The sequence below is a fragment of the Achromobacter sp. D7-1 genome, assembly GCF_059760445.1.
On record NZ_JCBAMT010000016.1, the window covers coordinates 30385 to 49676 of the forward strand.

The 19292-nt window shown below is 65.9% G+C and carries 21 protein-coding genes; 13 read left to right on the plus strand and 8 right to left on the minus strand.

All coding sequences use genetic code 11. The features are described from left to right. Nucleotides 1-14: 14 nt before the first annotated feature. Complete coding sequence (locus AC6LKD_RS09635) at nt 15-896, minus strand: LysR family transcriptional regulator (protein WP_498116025.1); 882 nt, start codon at nt 894-896, stop codon at nt 15-17. A gap of 194 nt (nt 897-1090) precedes the next feature. Here AC6LKD_RS09635 and AC6LKD_RS09640 point away from each other — a divergent pair, with 194 nt between their 5' ends. The 6 genes from AC6LKD_RS09640 to AC6LKD_RS09665 all read left to right on the plus strand — a co-directional run bounded on the left by AC6LKD_RS09640 (nt 1091) and on the right by AC6LKD_RS09665 (nt 4773). Further along, nucleotides 1091-2077, plus strand: a complete 987-nt coding sequence (locus AC6LKD_RS09640; protein ID WP_498116026.1) for a Bug family tripartite tricarboxylate transporter substrate binding protein — start codon at nt 1091-1093, stop codon at nt 2075-2077. Between the two features lie 96 nt (nt 2078-2173). Beyond that, complete coding sequence (locus tag AC6LKD_RS09645; RefSeq protein WP_498116027.1) at nt 2174-2557, plus strand: PAAR domain-containing protein; 384 nt, start codon at nt 2174-2176, stop codon at nt 2555-2557. Nucleotides 2558-2567: 10 nt separating this feature from the next. After that, entirely contained in the window at nt 2568-3068 is a 501-nt protein-coding gene (locus tag AC6LKD_RS09650) for a DUF4123 domain-containing protein (protein ID WP_498116067.1), read from the plus strand. After that, nucleotides 3058-3414 (plus strand): hypothetical protein, encoded by a 357-nt coding sequence (locus tag AC6LKD_RS09655; RefSeq protein WP_498116028.1) that lies wholly within the window; start codon nt 3058-3060, stop codon nt 3412-3414. The genes AC6LKD_RS09650 and AC6LKD_RS09655 overlap by 11 nt, the downstream gene beginning before the upstream one ends. Before the next feature lie 5 nt (nt 3415-3419). After that, nucleotides 3420-4046: a restriction endonuclease fold toxin 5 domain-containing protein gene (locus AC6LKD_RS09660; protein WP_498116029.1), complete on the plus strand. Its 627-nt coding sequence runs from the start codon at nt 3420-3422 to the stop codon at nt 4044-4046. Between the two features lie 10 nt (nt 4047-4056). Continuing rightward, nucleotides 4057-4773, plus strand: a complete 717-nt coding sequence (locus tag AC6LKD_RS09665) for an immunity 52 family protein (protein ID WP_041653506.1) — start codon at nt 4057-4059, stop codon at nt 4771-4773. On the opposite strand, the gene AC6LKD_RS09670 is transcribed toward AC6LKD_RS09665, so the two are convergent. After that, nucleotides 4770-5717 carry a LysR family transcriptional regulator gene (locus AC6LKD_RS09670; protein ID WP_041653503.1) on the minus strand — a complete coding sequence of 316 codons (948 nt, stop codon included), beginning with the start codon at nt 5715-5717 and terminating at the stop codon, nt 4770-4772. The two genes, AC6LKD_RS09665 and AC6LKD_RS09670, sit on opposite strands and share 4 nt — an antisense overlap. 107 nt (nt 5718-5824) lie before the next feature. Here AC6LKD_RS09670 and AC6LKD_RS09675 point away from each other — a divergent pair, with 107 nt between their 5' ends. From AC6LKD_RS09675 to AC6LKD_RS09685, 3 genes are read left to right on the plus strand one after another with little or no spacing between them, the layout of a single operon-like run. Next, complete coding sequence (locus tag AC6LKD_RS09675; RefSeq protein ID WP_498116030.1) at nt 5825-6982, plus strand: ABC transporter substrate-binding protein; 1158 nt, start codon at nt 5825-5827, stop codon at nt 6980-6982. A 16-nt stretch (nt 6983-6998) separates the two neighbouring features. Continuing rightward, nucleotides 6999-8069: an aromatic ring-hydroxylating dioxygenase subunit alpha gene (locus AC6LKD_RS09680; protein ID WP_498116031.1), complete on the plus strand. Its 1071-nt coding sequence runs from the start codon at nt 6999-7001 to the stop codon at nt 8067-8069. Nucleotide 8070: 1 nt separating this feature from the next. Next, on the plus strand, nt 8071-9021 hold the full coding sequence (locus AC6LKD_RS09685; RefSeq protein ID WP_498116032.1) for a PDR/VanB family oxidoreductase: 951 nt from the start codon (nt 8071-8073) through the stop codon (nt 9019-9021). 3 nt (nt 9022-9024) lie between these two features. Here the strand turns inward: AC6LKD_RS09685 and AC6LKD_RS09690 are convergent, their stop codons facing one another. Beyond that, the gene (locus tag AC6LKD_RS09690) at nt 9025-9684 is read right to left on the minus strand and encodes a GntR family transcriptional regulator (protein WP_013393620.1); all 660 of its coding nucleotides are present in this window, start codon (nt 9682-9684) and stop codon (nt 9025-9027) included. Nucleotides 9685-10034: 350 nt separating this feature from the next. Between AC6LKD_RS09690 and AC6LKD_RS09695 the strand changes: the two genes are divergently transcribed. Together AC6LKD_RS09695 and AC6LKD_RS09700 are read left to right on the plus strand one after the other, a co-directional pair. Continuing rightward, nucleotides 10035-10937, plus strand: a complete 903-nt coding sequence (locus AC6LKD_RS09695) for a dihydrodipicolinate synthase family protein (protein ID WP_498116033.1) — start codon at nt 10035-10037, stop codon at nt 10935-10937. 16 nt (nt 10938-10953) lie between these two features. Then, on the plus strand, nt 10954-11919 hold the full coding sequence (locus tag AC6LKD_RS09700; protein ID WP_013393618.1) for a Bug family tripartite tricarboxylate transporter substrate binding protein: 966 nt from the start codon (nt 10954-10956) through the stop codon (nt 11917-11919). Nucleotides 11920-11983: 64 nt separating this feature from the next. Here AC6LKD_RS09700 and AC6LKD_RS09705 read toward each other — a convergent pair whose 3' ends face one another. The 3 genes from AC6LKD_RS09705 to araD are packed head-to-tail and all read right to left on the minus strand — an operon-like array spanning nt 11984 to nt 15530. After that, nucleotides 11984-12973 carry a Bug family tripartite tricarboxylate transporter substrate binding protein gene (locus tag AC6LKD_RS09705; RefSeq protein ID WP_498116034.1) on the minus strand — a complete coding sequence of 330 codons (990 nt, stop codon included), beginning with the start codon at nt 12971-12973 and terminating at the stop codon, nt 11984-11986. Nucleotides 12974-13031: 58 nt separating this feature from the next. After that, on the minus strand, nt 13032-13742 hold the full coding sequence (locus AC6LKD_RS09710) for a ribonuclease activity regulator RraA (protein WP_013393616.1): 711 nt from the start codon (nt 13740-13742) through the stop codon (nt 13032-13034). Between the two features lie 57 nt (nt 13743-13799). Beyond that, entirely contained in the window at nt 13800-15530 is a 1731-nt protein-coding gene (gene araD / locus AC6LKD_RS09715) for an L-arabinonate dehydratase (RefSeq protein ID WP_498116035.1), read from the minus strand. 123 nt (nt 15531-15653) lie between these two features. Here araD and AC6LKD_RS09720 point away from each other — a divergent pair, with 123 nt between their 5' ends. Beyond that, nucleotides 15654-16343 (plus strand): GntR family transcriptional regulator, encoded by a 690-nt coding sequence (locus AC6LKD_RS09720; RefSeq protein WP_013393614.1) that lies wholly within the window; start codon nt 15654-15656, stop codon nt 16341-16343. Nucleotides 16344-16462: 119 nt separating this feature from the next. Next, entirely contained in the window at nt 16463-17017 is a 555-nt protein-coding gene (locus AC6LKD_RS09725; protein ID WP_498116036.1) for a surface-adhesin E family protein, read from the plus strand. Between the two features lie 54 nt (nt 17018-17071). Here the strand turns inward: AC6LKD_RS09725 and AC6LKD_RS09730 are convergent, their stop codons facing one another. Together AC6LKD_RS09730 and AC6LKD_RS09735 are read right to left on the minus strand one after the other, a co-directional pair. Next, complete coding sequence (locus tag AC6LKD_RS09730) at nt 17072-18364, minus strand: O-acetylhomoserine aminocarboxypropyltransferase/cysteine synthase family protein (protein WP_498116037.1); 1293 nt, start codon at nt 18362-18364, stop codon at nt 17072-17074. A 114-nt stretch (nt 18365-18478) separates the two neighbouring features. Then, nucleotides 18479-19195: an SDR family NAD(P)-dependent oxidoreductase gene (locus tag AC6LKD_RS09735; protein WP_498116038.1), complete on the minus strand. Its 717-nt coding sequence runs from the start codon at nt 19193-19195 to the stop codon at nt 18479-18481. Nucleotides 19196-19292 lie beyond the last annotated feature (97 nt).

Consider the following 19292-nt stretch of genomic DNA (forward strand, 5'->3'; position numbering starts at 1 on the left):
GTCGCTCCTTGGTCCTAATTCGCCAGCGCCTGCGCCAGCCCCAACGCCCGCGCCAGAAACGCCGACGCATCGTCCTTGCGATAACTGACGATCACCGGCGACACAAAGGTATCGGCGTCGATCGGCACATGCGCCACATCCTGGCGCTGCAACCGCTGCACCGACGCAGGCACCACCGTCACCCCCAACCCCGCCGCCACCAGTCCGATGGCGGTCTGCAGTTCATTTGCTTCCTGCACCACTTGCGGCGCGTGCCCCGCCGCACGAAACAGCCCCAGCACATGGTCGGAGAAATTCGGCCGCGGGCGCGCCGGGTATAGCACAAAGGGTTCGCGCGCCAGACGTTCGACGGACACCCGCCGCAGACGCGCCAGCGGGTGGCCCAGCGGCACCGCCGCCATCAGGGGTTCGGTCATCAGCACGCGCCGTTCGATGGCCGGATCGTCGAACAGGATACGGCCTATGCCCAGGTCGATGCGTCCGGCCTTCAACGCCTCCAGTTGCGGCAAGGTGGTCATTTCCGTGAGGCCCACTTCGACCTGCGGGTCCGCATTGCGCAGTTGCCGGATCAGCTCGGGCACGAAGCCATAGAGCGTGGACGGAACGAAGCCTATGCCGAACCAGCGCCGCTGGGTCTGCCCCAGCCGGCGCGTGCCTTCCAGCACCTCTTCCAGGCGCGCCGTCAACAGGCTCGACTGTTCCAACAGGAAGCGGCCGGCCTCCGTCAGCCGCAGCGCCCGCGTGGTGCGTTCGAACAACTGCACGCCCAGTTCTTCCTCGAACAGGCGAATCTGGCGGCTGAGCGGCGGCTGGGCCATGTGCAGCCGGGCGGCCGCGCGCGTGAAGCTACCTTCTTCCGCCACGGCCTGGAAATAGCGCAGTTGCCTCAATTGCATTGCATGGCCCCATACATACCAAAAAGGTATCAATCGGAACCCATATAGTCTTGGACTAGCAAGGAAAACGCAAGCCATACTGAGCCATCGCACGAACCTGATCGTAAAAGTATGAATCCGGGGAGTTTCCTCCGGCGAGTCTGCGGACCATCGGCGCGTGGCGACACAATAATTCGAGCACTACGGAGACCATCATGCGCTTGCGCCCTGTATTCAAACGACTCGCCCAGGCCTGCGTGGGCCTCGCGCTGCTGGGCGGCGCGTCCGCGGCGCTGGCGCAGACCTATCCGGATCATCCAGTCAAATGGATCGTGCCCTTCCCGCCGGGCGGCGCGATGGACAGCATCGCCCGCACCCTGGGCGAATCCATGGGCAAGCAGCTCAACACCACCTTCATCGTGGAAAACCGCGCGGGCGCCGGCGGCAATATCGGCGCGGCCAGCGTGGCCCGCGCCAAGCCCGACGGCTACACCATCCTGATCGTGGCCAACGGCATGGCCGTCAATCCGGCGCTGTACACGGACCTGAACTACGACCCGATCAAGGACTTCGCGCCGATCTCGCTGCTGGCCGTGGTGCCGAATGTACTGGTCACCAATCCCGCGCGCACCGGCGCCACCAGCGTGCAGGACGTGATCGCCAAGGCCAAGGCGCAGCCCAACCACTACACCTATGCCTCGGCCGGCGTGGGTACCTCCATCCACCTGGCGGGCGAGTTGTTCCTGTCCATGGCGCAGGTGGACATGCTGCACGTGCCCTACAAGGGCAGCGGCCCCGCCGTCGCCGATCTGCTGGGTGGCCAAGTGGACTACATGTTCGACAGCATCACCTCCGCCAAGCCGCACATCGAAACCGGCAAGCTGCGGGCGCTGGCGGTGACCACCAGCAAGCGTTCCGCCGCGCTGCCCGACGTGCCCACCGTGGCGGAAAGCGGATTGCCCGGCTACGAACTGATGCCGTGGTTCGCGGCATTCGCCCCCGCCGGCACGCCGCCCGAGGTGGTCACGAAACTGAACGCCGCCATGCGCGCCGCGCTGAATGATGCCAAGGTGCGCGCCACGCTGGATTCGATCGGCGCCGAGCCCATCGGCGGCACGCCGGATGAATTGCGCGACCACCTGGCGCGCGAGACCGCGCAATGGAAGACGCTGGTCAAGGAACGGAATATCAAGATCAATTGAGGCCCGTGCAGTCTGCGTCTACTCACCCATGATCGCCATCAACGCCCCCCTTGGTCGAACAATGCTAAATTCGGCTTCGACCAAGACGGAGGCGGCATGTCTGAACGTTCCATCATCAGAAAGGGAGATCGGACTTCGCACGGCGGGACCGTAGCCGAGGGCCACCCCACCTCGATGCTGCTTGGACGAGAGATCGCGTTGGTGGGACATAAAGTCACATGTCCGAAATGCAAGGGCGCCTTTCCCATCCTGGCCGATCCGGGACGCAATCATTCATTCATGGGCCAGGACACCGCCGTGGAGGGAATGCGCACTGCCTGCGGCGCCGTACTGATAGCGTCACAGATGGTGGCGCGTATCGGCTTTGCCCAAGGATTGTCCGATCCCGCTCCGATAGCCACAGCCCAGAGCGACACGCTGTGCCAGGAGTGTCTGGAAGCCGCTGCCCGCAACGCCGCAACCACCGTGGCGCGAGGGTAGATCGGTGAATATGCAGGCAAAAGAGTACTTCGCAGCCCGTCTGAAGCAAACGCATTTCCCCTTGCGGCTTTACGGCCTGGTCGACGCGCTGCTGCACAATGAGGTTTCGGCTACCCATCCCTTATCCCGCTCCTCATCTTGCGTAGCGCTGTTCGACGGCACGCCTGATGAAGCGCTGGCGCATGCCGGCCCATGGCTGCTGGATTGCTCCGCCGACGGGAATCCCCACATCGCTGCGCTGCAACGCCTGGCCGAAAGCGGGCTTGGTTGTATCTGGATCGTCAGCAGCTACGCCATAGATGATCTGGCCGAAGCCTTGCAGGCGCGATTGAATGTGCGCATGCCCAATGGGTCCACTGCATTGCTGCGCTATTACGACGCAAGACTCGCGAACGACATCGCTGCGCTGCTAACCCCCGAGCAACGAGCCGCGTTCTTTGCCCCCGTCCACGATTGGCTGGCGCAACGCAACGGCGAACTCATCAGGATTCATCCCACCCATGGTGCTTGAACTCACCCCCCAGCAAGTCGCCGGCCTTTGCGCGATCGACGCCAAGGGATTTGTGCAGGGAGTCATGCAGGACATCCTGCGCGACTACCCCGGGCTGGCCGAGGCTGGCTTGAGCGCAAGACTTGCCACTGCTCTCTCGCAGGCGCGGGCCCTGGGAATAGACGAGGACGCGAATCTTGTCGATTTTCTCAGGACCGAGGCGCTGGTTCCTGGATTCTATAGACAGCCCGGGTTCCTTGCCTGGATCCGCAAGCCCGGACGCCCCACGGATCAACGGTTTCATGACTACATGCAGGTGATGAAATGGCAGTCGCGCCAACAGCTCCGACAAGAGCATAGGGATTAAGGGAAATGCCTGGACCTCTCGCAATACCAATCGCAGGATGGGTGGCGGAAGCCATAGCAGCCGCGTTCGCTCGGGCGGCAGCAAGCGCCGCGGCAGGTGCAGTGCTGGGAGGCGTGGCCACTTTGCCAGGCGATACGCCTCGGGAAGACAGCGAAGCCAAACCAACCGACCGCGCCTTGCCCAGGACCGAAGAACCTTGCAAAAAATGCCCGCCGGACCTGGGGATGAAAGTCAGGCGCAGGCATGGGGAAAATTGGAACGCCTATGCATATCAAGCCCGGATTACCGGGTTCGACTACGACACCGAGTATTGTTTGTGGAGCGATGAATGGAACTGGAAGGTTCTCACTCTCGGTAGCGAGTTTGACATCGACTTTGACGGCTTCGTGTCGACGGAGTGCCTGCTGCAGGAGACGAAAGGAAACTACGACAGTTTCATCGATGAAGACGGAGAGCAAGCCGGTTGGTTTGGCGGCTTCAAGACCATGCGCTTACAAGCCAGCCGCCAGGCAGGCGCGGTTCGTACCAACCCTCCCGCAAGATTAAGATGGTATTTCCAAACTCCAAGAACGCAGGCACTGCTGCGGCAGCTGCTGAACAGCCTGGGCGCGGAATCCGTTGTAGTTCCCTGACGAGAAAGACATGCTTATCACATGCCAATTTAAAGACCCAACACATCAGTCCGGAGATTTTCCGGAAATGCTTCGTCGACTGCGCGCGATCACAGCGTTGCTGGCAGGCAAGTCCGACGGATTGACGGAATGGTTCTCGCAGGGTGAGTCGATTGACGAAGCCAGGTTGTATCCTGCCTTCGAGGGCGACGAACCCTCGAATGCGTTCCTTGCCGTGTTGAACAACGAATATCGGCTTGACAGGTCATTTACTGCCATCTCTATTTGGAATGGCGCTGAAGAACAACGCGATGGCGTAGTTCTTGAGTTGCAAGGCAACAATAAAGGCGGTCCGTGCACTCTGACCATCTCTTACCATAAGCGGCGAGACGACCGCTTTGGCGGCGCCGCCTCGGTAAAAGATATCGTCGCCGCGATCGCCGAGCTCTTTGTCACGCAGTATGTAACTGTCTCTCCACGCTATTACTACGAGAAGCAGGTTTTCGACGACAAACCCGGCGTCGGCTGGATGCTATACCTTCCGCAAGTGATCACCGCCGAGCAAGTCCCGGAAGCCCAGGCTCTGATTCCCGTTCCTGCTGCCGGAAAGAAACAGACCGGCACCATCATCGTCAGCGTCGCGAACGAAGTGTTTTCGCTGGACAACGCCAGCCACGTCGAATTGGCGAACCGCATCGAAATGCGTCTGGTGGACCAGGATCTGCTGCCGCGCTACGCGGACCTCTAGTCAACCCGCCGCCGCTTCGGCCTCGCCCCGTCCCACGGATACCCATCGAACGTATCCTTCACCAGCTCCCGCAACCAGATGATGGCCGGATCCTGGTGAAAGCGCGGATGCCAATGCTGCCTCAGCGCGAAGGACGGCAGCGGCAATGGCGGCTCCAGCACCTTGACCACCCCATAGCCGCCGAACACATTGCCCAGCTCCTGCGGCACCGTGGCGATCAGGTCCGGGTGCTGGTCCAGCAACAGCGGCACCACCAGGAAGTGCGGCGTGGACAGGAAGATGTTGCGCTTGACGCCCTGCTCCTCCAGCGCGCTGTCATAGGCTTCGGACGAACGCCCCGCCAACGTCACCACGATCTGCGGCATGCGCTGGAACTGTTCCAGCGTCAGCTCGTCGCCCACCTCCTTGTTCTTCACGCTGACCAGCGTCACGAAGCGATGCATGAACAGCTGCTGCTGGAACAGGCCCTGCGGCGCCGCGCGCAGCGATCCCAGCACCAGGTCCACCTCGCCCGAGGCCAGCAGCGGCTCGACCTGCTGCAGCGGCACCTGGCGCGTGCGCAGGGTGCAGTGTGGCGCCAGTTCGCGCAGGCGCTTGATCAGCGGCGGCAGGAACACCAGCTCGCCCATGTCCGTCATGCACAGGGTGAAGACGCGCATGGCCGAGGCCGGATCGAACTGCGCCTGCGACAGCACCTGTCCGCGTATGGTCGCCATCAGCGCCAGGATGGTTGGCGCCAGGCTCTCTGATTTCGGGGTGGGCAGCATGCCCTGGCCGGTCTTCACGAACAGCGGATCGTCGAAGAACGCGCGCAAGCGGTTCACGGCATGGCTCATGGCGCTTTGCGACAGGCCCAGCTGTTCGCCGGCTCGGGTCACGCTGCGTTCGCGCATCAGGCTGTCGAAGACAGCGAGCAGGTTGAGGTCCAGTTTCTCGTTATGCATAGCGTGCATTTCCAGAATCAGGTTCATGATATTGACGCATATTCCGCCGCTATCTATCGTCTTGTCAAACGCCGCGCAGACCGGCGTTTCCACAAGGAGACAAGATCTTGAAGCCCCTTCTACACCCCGTGCGCGCGGTGCTGGTTTCGTGCGCCCTGCTGTCCTGTAGCGCCGCCTCGGCCGATGTCGGCGTAGGCGTCATCCTGTCGCTCACCGGCCCGGCCGCTTCGCTGGGCGGCCCCGCCAAAAATGCAATAGACCTGCTGCCGCGCGAAGTCGCGGGCGAGGCGGTGCGCTACATCGTGCTGGACGACGCATCCGACGCCACAGGTGCCGCCCGAGCCTTCCGGCGGCTGGTCGACGAGCACAACGTGGACGTGGTGCTGGGCACCTCGGTCACACCCGCCACCCTGACCCTGCTGCCCATCGCGCAGGAGAAGAAGGTGCCCTTGATGAGCCTGGCGGCCGGGGCCAAGCTGGTCGAACCCATGGACGCGCAACGCCACTGGGTATTCAAGGTGGTGCAGAACGAGAACCTGATGGTGGCCAGCACCATTGCGCACATGCAGGCCGCCGGCGTGAAGTCGCTGGGCTACATCGGCTTCGCCGACGCCTACGGCGACAGCTGGCTGGCCGAAGTCTCCGCGCAGGCTGCGCGCGCCGGCATCAAGCTGGTCGCCACCGAACGCTACGCGAAGACCGACACCAGCGTCACGGCGCAGACCCTGAAGCTGCTGGCCGCGAAGCCCGACGCGGTCATCGTGGCGGCCTCCGGCACGCCCGGGGCGCTGCCGCAGAAATCGCTGCGCGAACGCGGCTATGCCGGCCGCATCTACCAGACCTACGGCATCGCCAACCGCGAGTTCCTGCGCATCGCCGGCAAGGACGCCGAAGGCGCGCTATTCGCGGTGGGCCCGGTCGTGGTCGCCAGCCAGCTGGACGCGGCCAATCCCATACGCGCGGTCGCCATGGACCTGACGCAGCGCTATGAAACGGCCCACGGCAAGGACTCGATGTCGGTGTTCGCGGCCAACGCCTGGGACGCCGGCATCGTGTTGCAGCAGGCATTGAAGACCACGTTGCCCAAGGCCAGGCCGGGCACGCCGGAGTTCAGGGCGGGCCTGCGCGATGCGCTGGAAGCCACGCGCGACGCCGTCACCTCGCAAGGCGTGTCCACCATGTCGCCCACCGATCACGTGGGCTATGACGAACGCGCCGCTGTCATGGTGCAGATCAAGGACGGCGCCTGGCGCTACGTCAAGTAAACACAGGAGCAAACCCATGTTCATCAAAAACACCTGGTACGTCGCGGCATGGGACCAGGAAGTCGGCGCGGACGGCCTGTTCTCGCGCACCATCATCGGCGTGCCCGTGCTCATGTACCGCGACGCTGCGGGCCGGCTGGTGGCGCTGGAAGACCGCTGCTGCCACCGCGGCGCGCCCTTGTCGGTGGGCCGGCGCGAAGGCGATTGCGTGCGCTGCATGTACCACGGCCTGAAGTTCGACCCGACCGGCGCCTGTGTCGAGGCGCCGGCGCAGGCGCGCATTCCGCCGCAGGCCAGGGTGCGCACCTTCCCGGTGGTGGAGCGGCACCGCTGGATCTGGATCTGGATGGGCGATCCGGAACGCGCCGACCCGGCCCTCATCCCCGACACGCAATGGCTGGATCATCCCGACTGGCGCAGCCTGGACGGCTACATCCATTACGACGTCAACTATCTGCTGATCGCCGACAACCTGCTCGATTTCTCGCATCTGCCCTTCGTGCATCCGACCACCCTGGGCGGCAGCGAAGACTATGCCGCGGTATCGCCCAAGGTCGACCGGCTGCCCGATGGCGTGCGCATCACGCGCTGGACGCTCAATACCGAAGCGCCACCCTTCGCAAGGAAGGTCCGCGAATGGCCCGGCCTGGTGGACCGCTGGAACATCTACAACTTCACGCTGCCCGGCATCCTGCTGATGGACTCGGGCATGGCTCCGGCCGGCAACGGCGCGCAGGAAGGCAATCGCGCAGGCGCCATCGAATTCCGCGGCTGCCAGGCGCTGACGCCCGAAACCGCCACCTCGACGCACTACTTCTTCGCGCACCCGCACAACTTCTCCATCGACCAGCCCGAGGTCACCGCATCCATCCACCAGAGCGTGGTGGAAGCCTTCGACGAAGACCGCGACATCATCACCGCGCAGCAGCACTCCTTATCCCTGGCGCCCGATTTCAAGATGGTGCCGCTGTCCATCGACGCCGCGCTGTCCCAGTTCCGCTGGGTGGTGGCGCGCCGCGTCGAGGAAGAGCAGCAGCAGGCCGCGGCTGGCGGGTCCGGCGTGCGCGCGGCGCAGGCGGTGGCCTGAGATGCGGCGCTTGATCGTCAGCCGCATCGTGCGCGAAGCGAGCGGCGTGCTTGGCCTGCACCTGCGCAGCCCCGACGGCGCCATGCTGCCAGCCTTCGAAGCCGGCGCGCATGTGGATGTGGCGCTGGGCAATGGCCTGCTCAGGCAGTACTCCCTATGCGGCGATCCGGCAGAGCGGGACGTCTACCGGCTGGGCGTCGGCCTGGCACCCGACTCGCGCGGCGGTTCGCGCTACGTCCATGATCAGCTGCGCGCAGGCGACCTGGTGGATATCGGCGAGCCCAGACAATTGTTCGGACTGCACGCGCAGGCCGCCAGCCATGTCTTCATCGCGGGCGGCATAGGCATCACGCCCATCCTCAGCATGATCCATGCGTGCGTAAGGCGCGGCGAGCCCTGGCGGCTGCTGTACTGCGTGCGCGACCGCGACGCGGCCGCCTACCTGTCCGAACTTGCCGTGCACGGCGAGCGCGTGGCGCTGCACGTCGACCGCGAACAAGGCGGCGCGCGCTGCGACCTGGACGCCTACCTGGGCGGGCAACGGGAACCGGGCCAGCATATCTATTGCTGCGGACCCGGACCGCTGATGGACGCCGTGGCCGCCGCCTGCGAACGCGCCGGCATCGCCGCGGCCCGCGTGCATTTCGAACGCTTCAGCGCCGCCACGGCCGCCGCGCCCGAGCCCGGCGCGGCCTTCACGGTACGGCTGGCGCGCAGCGGCGGCTGTCATGAAGTGCCCGCGGACAAGTCTGTGCTGGATGTACTGGAAGCGGCCGGCGTCGCCTGGCCATACTCCTGCCGCGAAGGCCTGTGCCGCAGCTGCGAAGCCGGCGTGCTTTCCGGCGCGGTGGATCACCGCGACTACGTGCTCAGCGACGAAGAACGCGCCGCCAACCGCAGTATGATGGTCTGCGTGTCGCGCGGCTGCGGCACGCTGGAACTGGACGTTTAAGCGTCAGGCCGGTTCCTGCAAGGCCGACGCATCCAGCAGATGATCGACGATGGCGAGTATCTGCTCGGCGGCCTCGGCGATGTGCCGCTCCAGCGCGGCCTCGGCCTCTTCCGCCCGGCCCTGGCGGGCGAGCGTGATCAGTTCGCTGTGTTCGTCATGGGCCTGTTGGCGGATCGGCGCGTTGACGATCTGGAAGCGGAAGTAGCGTTCGGATTTTTCGTGCAGCGCACGCACCATGGCCAGCGCGGCGGGCCGTTGCGCCGAGCGGTACAGCAGTTCATGCAGCTGCCAGTTCAGGCGGCCCCATTGCTCGGGCTCGGCGGCGTCCATCTGCGCCACCACCTGGCTGGCCAGGTCCAGATCCTGGACCTCGCGCTGCTGCACGGCCAGGCGGAACAGCCACGGCTCCAGCCGCAGGCGGATATCGAAGAACTCCTGCACCTCGGCCCGCGACAGCATGGACACATAGGCGCCGCGGTGCGGGATCATGTCGATCAGCCCTTCGGCGCTGAGCTGGCGGATGGCCTCGCGCACCGGCAGGCGGCTCACGCCCAGTTCCTCGGCGAACAATTCCTGGCGCAGCGCGGAGCCGGGAGGAATCGCGCCCGACAGGATGCGGTCGCGCAGTTCGTCGACCACCAGTTCGACGGCGGTCTTGCGCACGAGGCGACCGGGGGTAGCGGCCGGGGGACGGGACTGCGGAGGAGCGGAAAGCGGCGAATTCTGGGACACGTATAACCTGCCTAGTTGAGCCGCCGGGCGGGAGCCGCGCGGCGTCGGGTTGCCGGAAACGGCCCCGTCCATGCCCAGGAAAACCCCGAGAGACAGCCGGTGCCTGCAGCCCGTTTAATGTGAGTATATTGGATCCATGATCCAGTTCAAGCCGCCACTCCCGGAGCGACGGTCCGAGGCCCCAGCCTCGTTTTTTTAAGCCCCATATTTTTGGATCCAATATCCAATAACCAACATCCAACCGGAACAAGCCGGATGGACCACGCATCAGGAGCCGCAGCATGAGCATTCAATGGCAAGGCGTATTTCCCGCCGTCACCACCAAGCTGAAACCCGATTTTTCGCTGGACCTGGAGGCTATCCGCCAGGGACTGGAACGCCTGATCGAGAACGGCGTGGGCGGCGTGGTGATGATGGGCATGGTGGGCGAAAACGCCCAGCTCTCGCCCGAAGAGAAGTTGCAGGTGCTGCGCACCGCCGTGGACACCGTGCGCGGCCGGGTGCCGGTGGTCTCGGGCGTGGCGGAAACCGGCACGGCGCGCGCCGCCGCCTTCGCCCAGGAAGCCGCGCGCATCGGCGTTAACGGCCTGATGGTGTTCCCCGGCCTGACCTACAAATCCGACGCGCGCGAAACCGTGGCCTTCTACCGCACGGTGGCGCGGGCCAGCGCCCTGCCCATCCTGCTCTACAACAACCCGCGCGGCTACGGCGTGGACCTGACCCCGGACCTGGTGGCTGAACTGCTGGAAGAGCCGACCATCGTCGCCATCAAGGAGGAGTCCTACGACACCACCCGCGTGACCGACCTGATCACGCGCTTTGGCGACCGGCTGGCCGTGATCTGCGGCGTGGACGACCTGATCCTGGAAAGCGCCGCGCTGGGCGTGACCGCCTGGGTGTCGGGCATGGCCAATGCGGTGCCCAAGGCGTCCGTCGACCTGCTGAAGCTGGCCGTCGAGGGCGATTTCGTGCGGGCCCGCAAGCTCTATGCCGCGCTGACGCCGCTGTTCCACCTGGATACCGTCGTCAAGCTGGTGCAGCACATCAAGCTGGCAGAACACCTCATCACCGGCAGCGCCGAAACCGTCAAGCCGCCGCGCCTGGACCTGGCCGGGGCCGAACGCGAACGCACCATCGCCATCACCAAGCAGACGCTCGCGGACCTTTCCGCCCTGGGCTACTGATACCGGAGCCGCCACCATGCGCCCCTACCGCCTGTCCGCGCTGGCCATCAGCGCCCTGTCCGCAGTTTCCGTCCTGTCCGCCGCGCATGCCGCGGACTACCCCGCCCGCTCGATGGAACTGGTGGTCGCCTACCAGCCTGGCGGCGGCAGCGACAACACCGCGCGCGCCATCGCCGAGGCGGTGCGCCCGCCGCTGCTGGCGCAGCCCACGGTGGTGATCAACAAGCCCGGCGCCAGCGGCTCCATCGGCTGGGCCTACGTCGCCAATGCGCAGCCCGACGGCTACCGGCTGGTGCTGATGACGCCTGAAATGCTGGTGGTTCCCTTGATGGGCATAGGCAAGACCACGGTCGGCGACTTCCAGCCCATCGCGCGCTTCACCGACGATCCCTCGTCGGTCACGGTGCGCGCCGATGCGCCCTGGAAGACGGTGGAGGAATTCCTGGCGGACGCGAAGAAGAATCCCGAGCGCGTGGCGGTGTCCAACGCCGGCATAGGCACCGTGCCGCACATGGCGGCGGCGGCCCTGGGCGAGCAGGCCGGCGTGAAGTTCGTGCACGTGCCCTACCAGGGCTCGGCCCCGGCCATCATGGGCTTGCTGGCGGGCGACGTGCAGGCCACCACGGTCGCCTACGCCGAACTGCAGCAGCATGTCGAGACCGGCAAGCTGCGCACCCTGGCCGTCATGGCGCCCAAGCGGCTGGACAACCTGCCCGCCGTGCCCACCATGAAGGAGAAAGGCGCAGACCTGCAATTCAGCGTCTGGCGCGGCATCGGACTGCCCAAGGCCACGCCCGCGGACGCGGTGGAGAAATGGCGGGCCGCGGCTCGCCAGGTGGCGCAATCGCAGGACTTCCAGGCGCTGATGCGCAAGCAGAACCTGACGCCTTCGTATGCCGACTTGCCGCAGTTCACGGCCGACGTAGCGCGCCAGGAGGAAGCGTTCAAGGCGCTGGTGCCCAAGCTGAATCTGAAGCCCTGAGTTTGAAATCCTGAACGGCTGCGGGCGCGGTCGCAATGCGCCGCGCCCCGCAAGCCCGGCCCGCCTACTCGACCGTCGCGCCCGACTTCTTCACCACTTCCGCCCAACGCGGAATCTCGGTCGCCATCAGCTCGCGCAACTGATCCGGCGTGCTGCCGACCAGTTCCATCCCCATGGTCTTGCCCAGCTTTTCCTGCACGTCAGGCTCTTTCAGGATCACCGCGATTTCCTGCGCCAGCTTGTCGAGGATGGGCTTGGGCGTGCCCTTGGGCGCGTACACGGCCTGCCACGACGCCATCTGGAAGCCCGGCACGCCGGCCTCCTGCATGGTCGGCACCTCGGGCGCCAGCGCGATGCGGTCCTTGGTGGTCACGGCCAACAGCTTGAGCTTGCCGGTCTGCAGCAAAGGCAGGGCCGCCGTCATCTGGTCGAACATGAAAGTCACCGCGCCGGAGGATACGTCGACCATGGCGGGCGGCGTGCCCTTGTAAGGCACATGGGTCAGCGGCACGCCTATCATGCTGGAGAACAATTCCCCGGCCAGGTGCGTGGAGGTGCCCGCGCCCGAGGACGCGAAGGTGCGCTTGCTCGGGTCGCGCTTCAACAGGGCGATCAGGTCGGCCACGGAATTCACGCCCAGGTTGGGATCCACCAGCAGCACGTTGGGCAGGTAGGCGATCAGCGAGACCGGCTCGAAATCCTTGACCGGGTCGTACTTCAGGTTCTTGTACAGGCTGGCGTTGATGGCGTGCGTGCTGATGGTGCCGCCGAACAGGGTATAGCCGTCGGGCGGAGCCTTGGCCACATAGGTCGCGCCGATGCCGCCCGCCGCGCCAGGCTTGTTTTCGACGATGACGTTCTGGTGCAGGCGGTCGCCCAGCTTCTGGGCCAGCACTCGGCCCACCACGTCGGTCGAGCCGCCCACGGTGAACGGCACCACATAGGAAATCGGCTTCTGCGCGGGCCAATCGGCGGCCTGGACGGGCGCTGCCAGCGTGCCCAGCATGGCGGCGGCCAGCAGCGCGGCCAGCGCGCCGCGTCGTTGCGTATTCATGGTTGTCTCCTGCCTCTTGTTTGGCTTATGGGGTTGCCGGCTGCGCCGGCGGCAAGGCTCAGCGGCCCTGTTGCTTGCGCCACGCGGCGAATTTGTCCTTGGTGCCCGGATCCGTAGGCGGATACAGCCCCAGGATGGATGCGCCCTGCTGCACCTCGCTGGTCACGAAGTCCTCGAAGGCCGTCATCTCCACGGCCTCGATGGCGATCTCGTCGGCCAGGCCGGCGGGTATCACCACCACGCCCTCGCGGTCGCCCACCACGATGTCGCCCGGCCACACCGCCACGTCGCCGCAGCCGATGGGCGCGTTGATGTCCAAGGCTTGATGCAGGGTCAGGTTGGTGGGAGCCGAAGGCCGCTGGTGATAGGCGGCATAGCCCATTTCGGCGATCTCGGGCGAATCGCGGAAACCGCCGTCCGTCACCACGCCAGCCACGCCGCGCTTCATCAGCCGCGTGACCAGGATGGAGCCTGCCGAAGCCGCGCGCGCGTCCTTGCGGCTGTCCATCACCAGCACCGCGCCTTGCGGGCAGGTCTCGACCGCAACGCGCTGCGGATGGGCGCGGTCCTCGAACACCTTGATGGTGTTCAGGTCCTCGCGGGCGGGGATGTAGCGCAGGGTGAAAGCCGGGCCGACCATATTGGGCAGCGTGGCGTTCAGCGGACGCACGTCCTGGATGAACTGGTTGCGCAAACCGCGCTTGAACAAGGCCGTGCACAGGGTGGCGGTGCTGACGCCAGCCAGGCGGGCGCGGGTTTCGGGATTCATTGGGGACACGATGGCTCCGGGGGGCTGAAGACTGTGGGGATGAGGCGCGCGCGGCGCCTAGAAGATCTCGGGCTCGGGCACGGGCGCGCCGAAGCCGGTTTCCAGGAAATCGAAATCGCAGCCGTCGTTGGCTTGCAGGATGTGCTTTGAATACATCCAGCCATACCCGCGCTCGTAGCGCTTGGGCGGCGGCGTCCAGGCGGCGCGACGCGCGGCCAGCTCGTCGTCGCTGACGTTCAGGTGGATGCTGCGCGCGGGCACGTCCACGGTGATCAAGTCGCCCGTCTGCACCAGGGCCAACGGGCCGCCAATGTAACTTTCCGGCGCCACGTGCAGGATGCAGGCGCCGTAGCTGGTGCCGCTCATGCGCGCGTCCGACAGGCGCAGCATGTCGCGCACGCCCTGCTTCACCAGCTTGGTCGGGATCGGCAGCATGCCCCATTCCGGCATGCCGGGGCCGCCTTGCGGACCGGCGTTGCGCAGGATCATGATGTGGTCGGCGGTGACGTCCAGGTCTTCGTCGTCCACTGCCGCCTTCATGCTGGGGTAGTCGTCGAACACCAGGGCCGGGCCGGTGTGGCGCAAGTACTGCGGCGCGCAGGCGCTGGGCTTGATGACGCAACCGTCCGGCGCGATATTGCCGCGCAGCACCGCCAGTGCGCCTTCGTCGTAGATGGCCCGGTCCAGCGGACGGATCACGTCGTCGTTGTAGACCTCGGCGCCGGCTATGTTCTCGCCCAGCGTCTTGCCGGTGACGGTCATGGCGGACCCGTCCAGATGGTCGTGCAAGCGCGACATCAGCGCCGGCAGTCCGCCCGCGTAGAAGAAGTCTTCCATCAGATAGGTGTCGCCGCTGGGCCGGATGTTGGCGATGACCGGCACCTTGCGGCTGGCGGCGTCGAAGTCGTCCAGGCCCACGGCGCAGCCGGCGCGGCGCGACATGGCGACCAGGTGCACGATGGCGTTGGTCGAACAGCCCATGGCCATGGCCACGTTGATGGCGTTCTTGAAGGACGCCAGGCTCAGGATGCGTTGCGGCGTCAGGTCTTCCCAGACCATCTCCACCGCGCGCCGGCCGCACTCGGCCGACATGCGCATGTGGTTGACGTCCGCCGCCGGGATCGAGGACGCGCCCGGCAGCGTCATGCCTATGGCTTCGGCGATGGCGGTCATGGTGCTGGCCGTGCCCATGGTCATGCAGGTGCCGTAGCTGCGGGCGATGCCGCCTTCGACCTCGGTCCATTGCTCCTGCGTGATCTTGCCGGCGCGGCGCTCGTCCCAGAGTTTCCAGGCATCCGACCCGGACCCCAGGATCTTGCCCTTCCAGTTGCCGCGCAGCATGGGGCCGGCCGGCACGTAGACACAGGGCAGCCCGGCGCTGACCGCGCCCATGAGCAGGCCTGGCGTGGTCTTGTCGCAGCCGCCCATGAGCACGGCGCCATCCACCGGATGGCTGCGCAGCAGTTCCTCGGTTTCCATGGCCAGGAAGTTGCGGTACAGCATGGTGGTCGGCTTGACGAAGGATTCCGACACTGAAATCGCCGGCAATTCCACCGGAAAGCCGCCCGCCTGGAACACGCCGCGCTTCACGTCCTCGACGCGCTGCTTGAAGTGGCTGTGGCAGGGATTCAGGTCCGACCAGGTATTGATGATGGCAATGATGGGGCGGCCCGCCCAGTCGTCGGGGCCGTACCCCATCTGCATCATGCGGGAGCGATGGCCGAAGGAGCGCAGGTCGTCCTTGGCCATCCAGGCGGCGCTGCGCAGGCTTTCGTAGGAGCGTTTCATAGGGGCGTGAAGGTGTTTCGTGATGGCGATCCGGCCATTTAAACACTAATACATTAGTGCGTCAGCTAGGTAAAAACCCGCTAAACTCCGTTACTCTTCAGGCCCCACTCCGCACGCGACCCGATGCAAAGCACCAAGCTCAGACTGGACCGCTCGCGCCACGCCGCGCCACAGGTCTTCGAACATCTACGCGAACAGATCTTGTCGCTGGAACTCGCGCCCGGCGCGCCGCTGTCGCGCATCACGCTGGCGGAAACCTACGGCCTGAGCCAGACCCCGATCCGCGACGCACTGATGCGCCTGGCCGAGGAGGCGCTGGTCGAGATCTACCCGCAGCACACCACGGTAGTCAGCCGCATCGACGTGGCCGCCGCCCGCGAGGCGCATTTCCTGCGCCGCTCGCTGGAACTGGAGATCGTGCAGATGCTGGCGCAGCGTCCGGACCCGCAGCTGTTCCAGCGCCTGCAAGCCAGCATCGACCTGCAGCGCGCCAGCCATGCCAGCGCCCAGTACCAGCGTTTCATCGACGCCGACCAGGCCTTCCACCGCGACATGCACGAGGCAGCGGGCGTGATCCGGCTGTGGGAACTGGCGCAGCGCTACAGCGGCCACCTGGATCGCCTGCGCCGCCTGCACCTGCCCGAAGCCGGCAAAGCCGAGCGCATCCTGGACGATCACCAGCGCCTGCTGGACGCCATCGCCGCGCAGGATCCACAGCGCGCCCAACAGGTACTGCGCGAACACCTTTCGGGCACCCTCAGCCAGGTGGCCGAGATCTGCAAGCGCTATCCAGAATATGTGCTGACGCCTTAGGAGCCGTCGCCCCTAAGGCATTTGCGCGCCGCGCGTACCCGCCCTGCCCGGTATGATCGGGTACACGCCATGGCCACAAGCTTGGCGACGGCGCGCCGCGCCACCACCGGAAAACACCAATGACCGCAAGGCACGCAACCCTGATCGCCCTGGCCGTGACCGCCTGGGTCCACCCCGCGCAGGCGGCCCCGCCCGACGCCTGCGCAACCATTACGGTGCGCGAAGGCGATCCCGTGCCCGCCGACGCCTGCGCCGTGAACATCGTGCCGCGCGACCCCGGCCCCGGCGGCATGCTGTCCGCCGAACCCGACTGGCTGCCCGTAGACCCGCAAGCCATGCCGGGCGTGTTCTACGACAGCGCATCGATCAAAGTGGTATCGGAGCGTCCGGCCGTCATGGCCGTGAACGTGGCCTGGTTCTACGCCCAGCCCAAGATCTCCGCGGCCAATGGGCAACCCTACCGCTCCGTGACCCAGCCGATCACCATGAACTGCACCGCCGGCACCTATACCGCCAGCCAGGTCGTGCACCATGCAGGCGAGAACGCGACCGGCCCCATTGTGGAGTCGCTGCCCCCGCCCACCATCCGCAATGCGCCGATCGCGCAAGACCCCGTGCAGCGCAAGCTGCGCGAGATGGTTTGCCCGGCCAATGGCAAAGGCGCGCGCAGGTAAGGCGCCGCCGGCGCGGGCAGTCCCGCGGGCGGCTTCAGCACATGGCCAGGCCGGTCACACCTGCGCCAGAGCCTGATCCAGATCGGCCAGCAGGTCGTCGATGTGCTCGATGCCGATGGACAGGCGCACGGTCTCCTCGCGCACGCCGGCCTTTTGCAGCTCTTCGGGATTGAGCTGGCGGTGCGTGGTGGACGCGGGGTGCGTGGCCAGCGACTTCGAGTCGCCGATGTTGACCAGGCGGGTGAACAGCTGCAGCGCGTCCTGGAAGCGCGCGCCGGCCTCGCGGCCGCCCTTCACGCCGAAGGTGAACAGGCCAGGCGCCTTGCCGCCCAGGTACTTCTGCGCCAAGGCGTGGTCGGGATGGTCCGGCAGGCCCGCATAGTTGACCCATTCCACCTTCGGATGTTCGCGCAGGTAGTTGGCGATCTTGACGGTGTTCTCGACGATGCGGTCCACGCGCAGCGCCAGGGTCTCGATGCCTTGCAGGATCTGGAACGAGTTGAAAGGCGAGATCGCCGCGCCGGTATTGCGCAGCGGCACCACGCGTGCGCGGCCGATGTAGGCGGCCGGACCGAAGGCTTCGGTATAGACCACGCCGTGGTAGCTGACGTCCGGCGTGTTCAGGCGCTTGAAGCGCTCTTTGTGCTCGCCCCAGGGGAACTTGCCCGAGTCGATGATGGCTCCGCCCAGGCTGGTGCCGTGGCCGCCCAGGTACTTGGTCAGCGACTGCACCACGATGTCGGCGCCGTGCTCGATGGGGCGCAGCAGGTAAGGCGACGGCACGGTGTTGTCGACGATCAGCGGCAGGCCGTGGCGGTGCGCCAGGTCGGCCAGTGCGGCGATATCGGTGATATTGCCCAGCGGGTTGCCGACGGATTCCGCGAAGATAGCCTTGGTGCGGTCGTCGATCTGGGCCTCGAAGGCGGCCAGATCGGACGGATTGGCGAAACGCGTGGTGATGCCGTACTGCGGCAGCGTGTGCGCGAACAGGTTGTAGGTGCCGCCGTACAGCGTGCTGGACGAGACGATGTTGTCGCCCGCTTCGGCGATGGTCAGGATGGCGTAGGTCACCGCGGCCTGGCCCGAGGCCAGCGCCAGCGCGGCGATGCCGCCTTCCAGCGCCGCCACGCGCTGCTCCAGCACGTCTGTGGTCGGGTTCATGATGCGGGTGTAGATATTGCCCGGCACCTTGAGGTCGAACAGATCGGCGCCATGCTGCGTGTCGTCGAACGCATAGGCCACGGTCTGGTAGATGGGCACGGCCACGGCGCGCGTGGTCGGATCGGGGCGATAGCCGCCATGCACGGCAATGGTCTCTAGCCGCCACGGCTTATTCGATTGGGTCACGCGTGTCTCCTTGTTGATGCTGATGGCGAGGTATGCAGTCCAGGCCGGATTGTAGTTATGCGGGCGGAATATGGATACCGCTCGGGGCTCATAACCATATCACCGCGCGGCGCATCAGAACCGCTCGTCCATCAGCGCCGGCATCACGATCTCCCGCACGAACGAGGCATCCGACAGATTCAGCAGCGCGCGCGTCATCGCCACCACGTCGTGCACCGGTATCAAGCCGCCCTCTCCCCGCATGCTGGCCGCGTCGCGCGGCACGTCCAGACCGTCTTGCGTATTCAGGTAGCCCAATTGCAGGCAGGTCACCGCCAGCCGGCGCGACCTGAAGCTTTCGCGCAAAGCGTCGGCGATGCCGCGCAGCGCGTGCTTGGACGCGCCGAACGTGACCTCGGGACGGCCGCTGCCGGCCAGCGCGGAGGTCGAGCCAGTCAGTATGACTTGCGGCCTGCGCGCGCCCAGGACGCGCGGTATCAGGCGTTGCAGCAACAGGATGGTCGCGGTGACGTTGATATCCACCATGCGCGCGATCTCCGTCGGCGCATCCGCCAGGAAGTCGTAGTCCTGGCTGAACGCATGCTCTTCCCACACGCCCAGGTTGTAGAGGACGGCGTCCAGTTCATCCGGGGCTTGCGCGGCGATCTGCTCGACGGCCGCCTCGGGCTGCGACAGGTCCGCTTCGATCCAGCGCAGTTCGCAGCCCGGCGGGACGACAATGTCCGACGGCGCGCGGCGGGCCACGCCCACGATCAGCGAGGCATCCTGGCCCAGCCCCTCAACGAATGCCCTGCCCAGCCCCTTGCTGGCGCCCACAACCATGACCCGCATTGCTACCTCCGTTCGATCGCGCCCGGGAATGCGGCAACGCTTCCCGCAGCAAAGACGCCCGGTATAGCACGATCCGTGGTGGATTCCCGCAATGCCC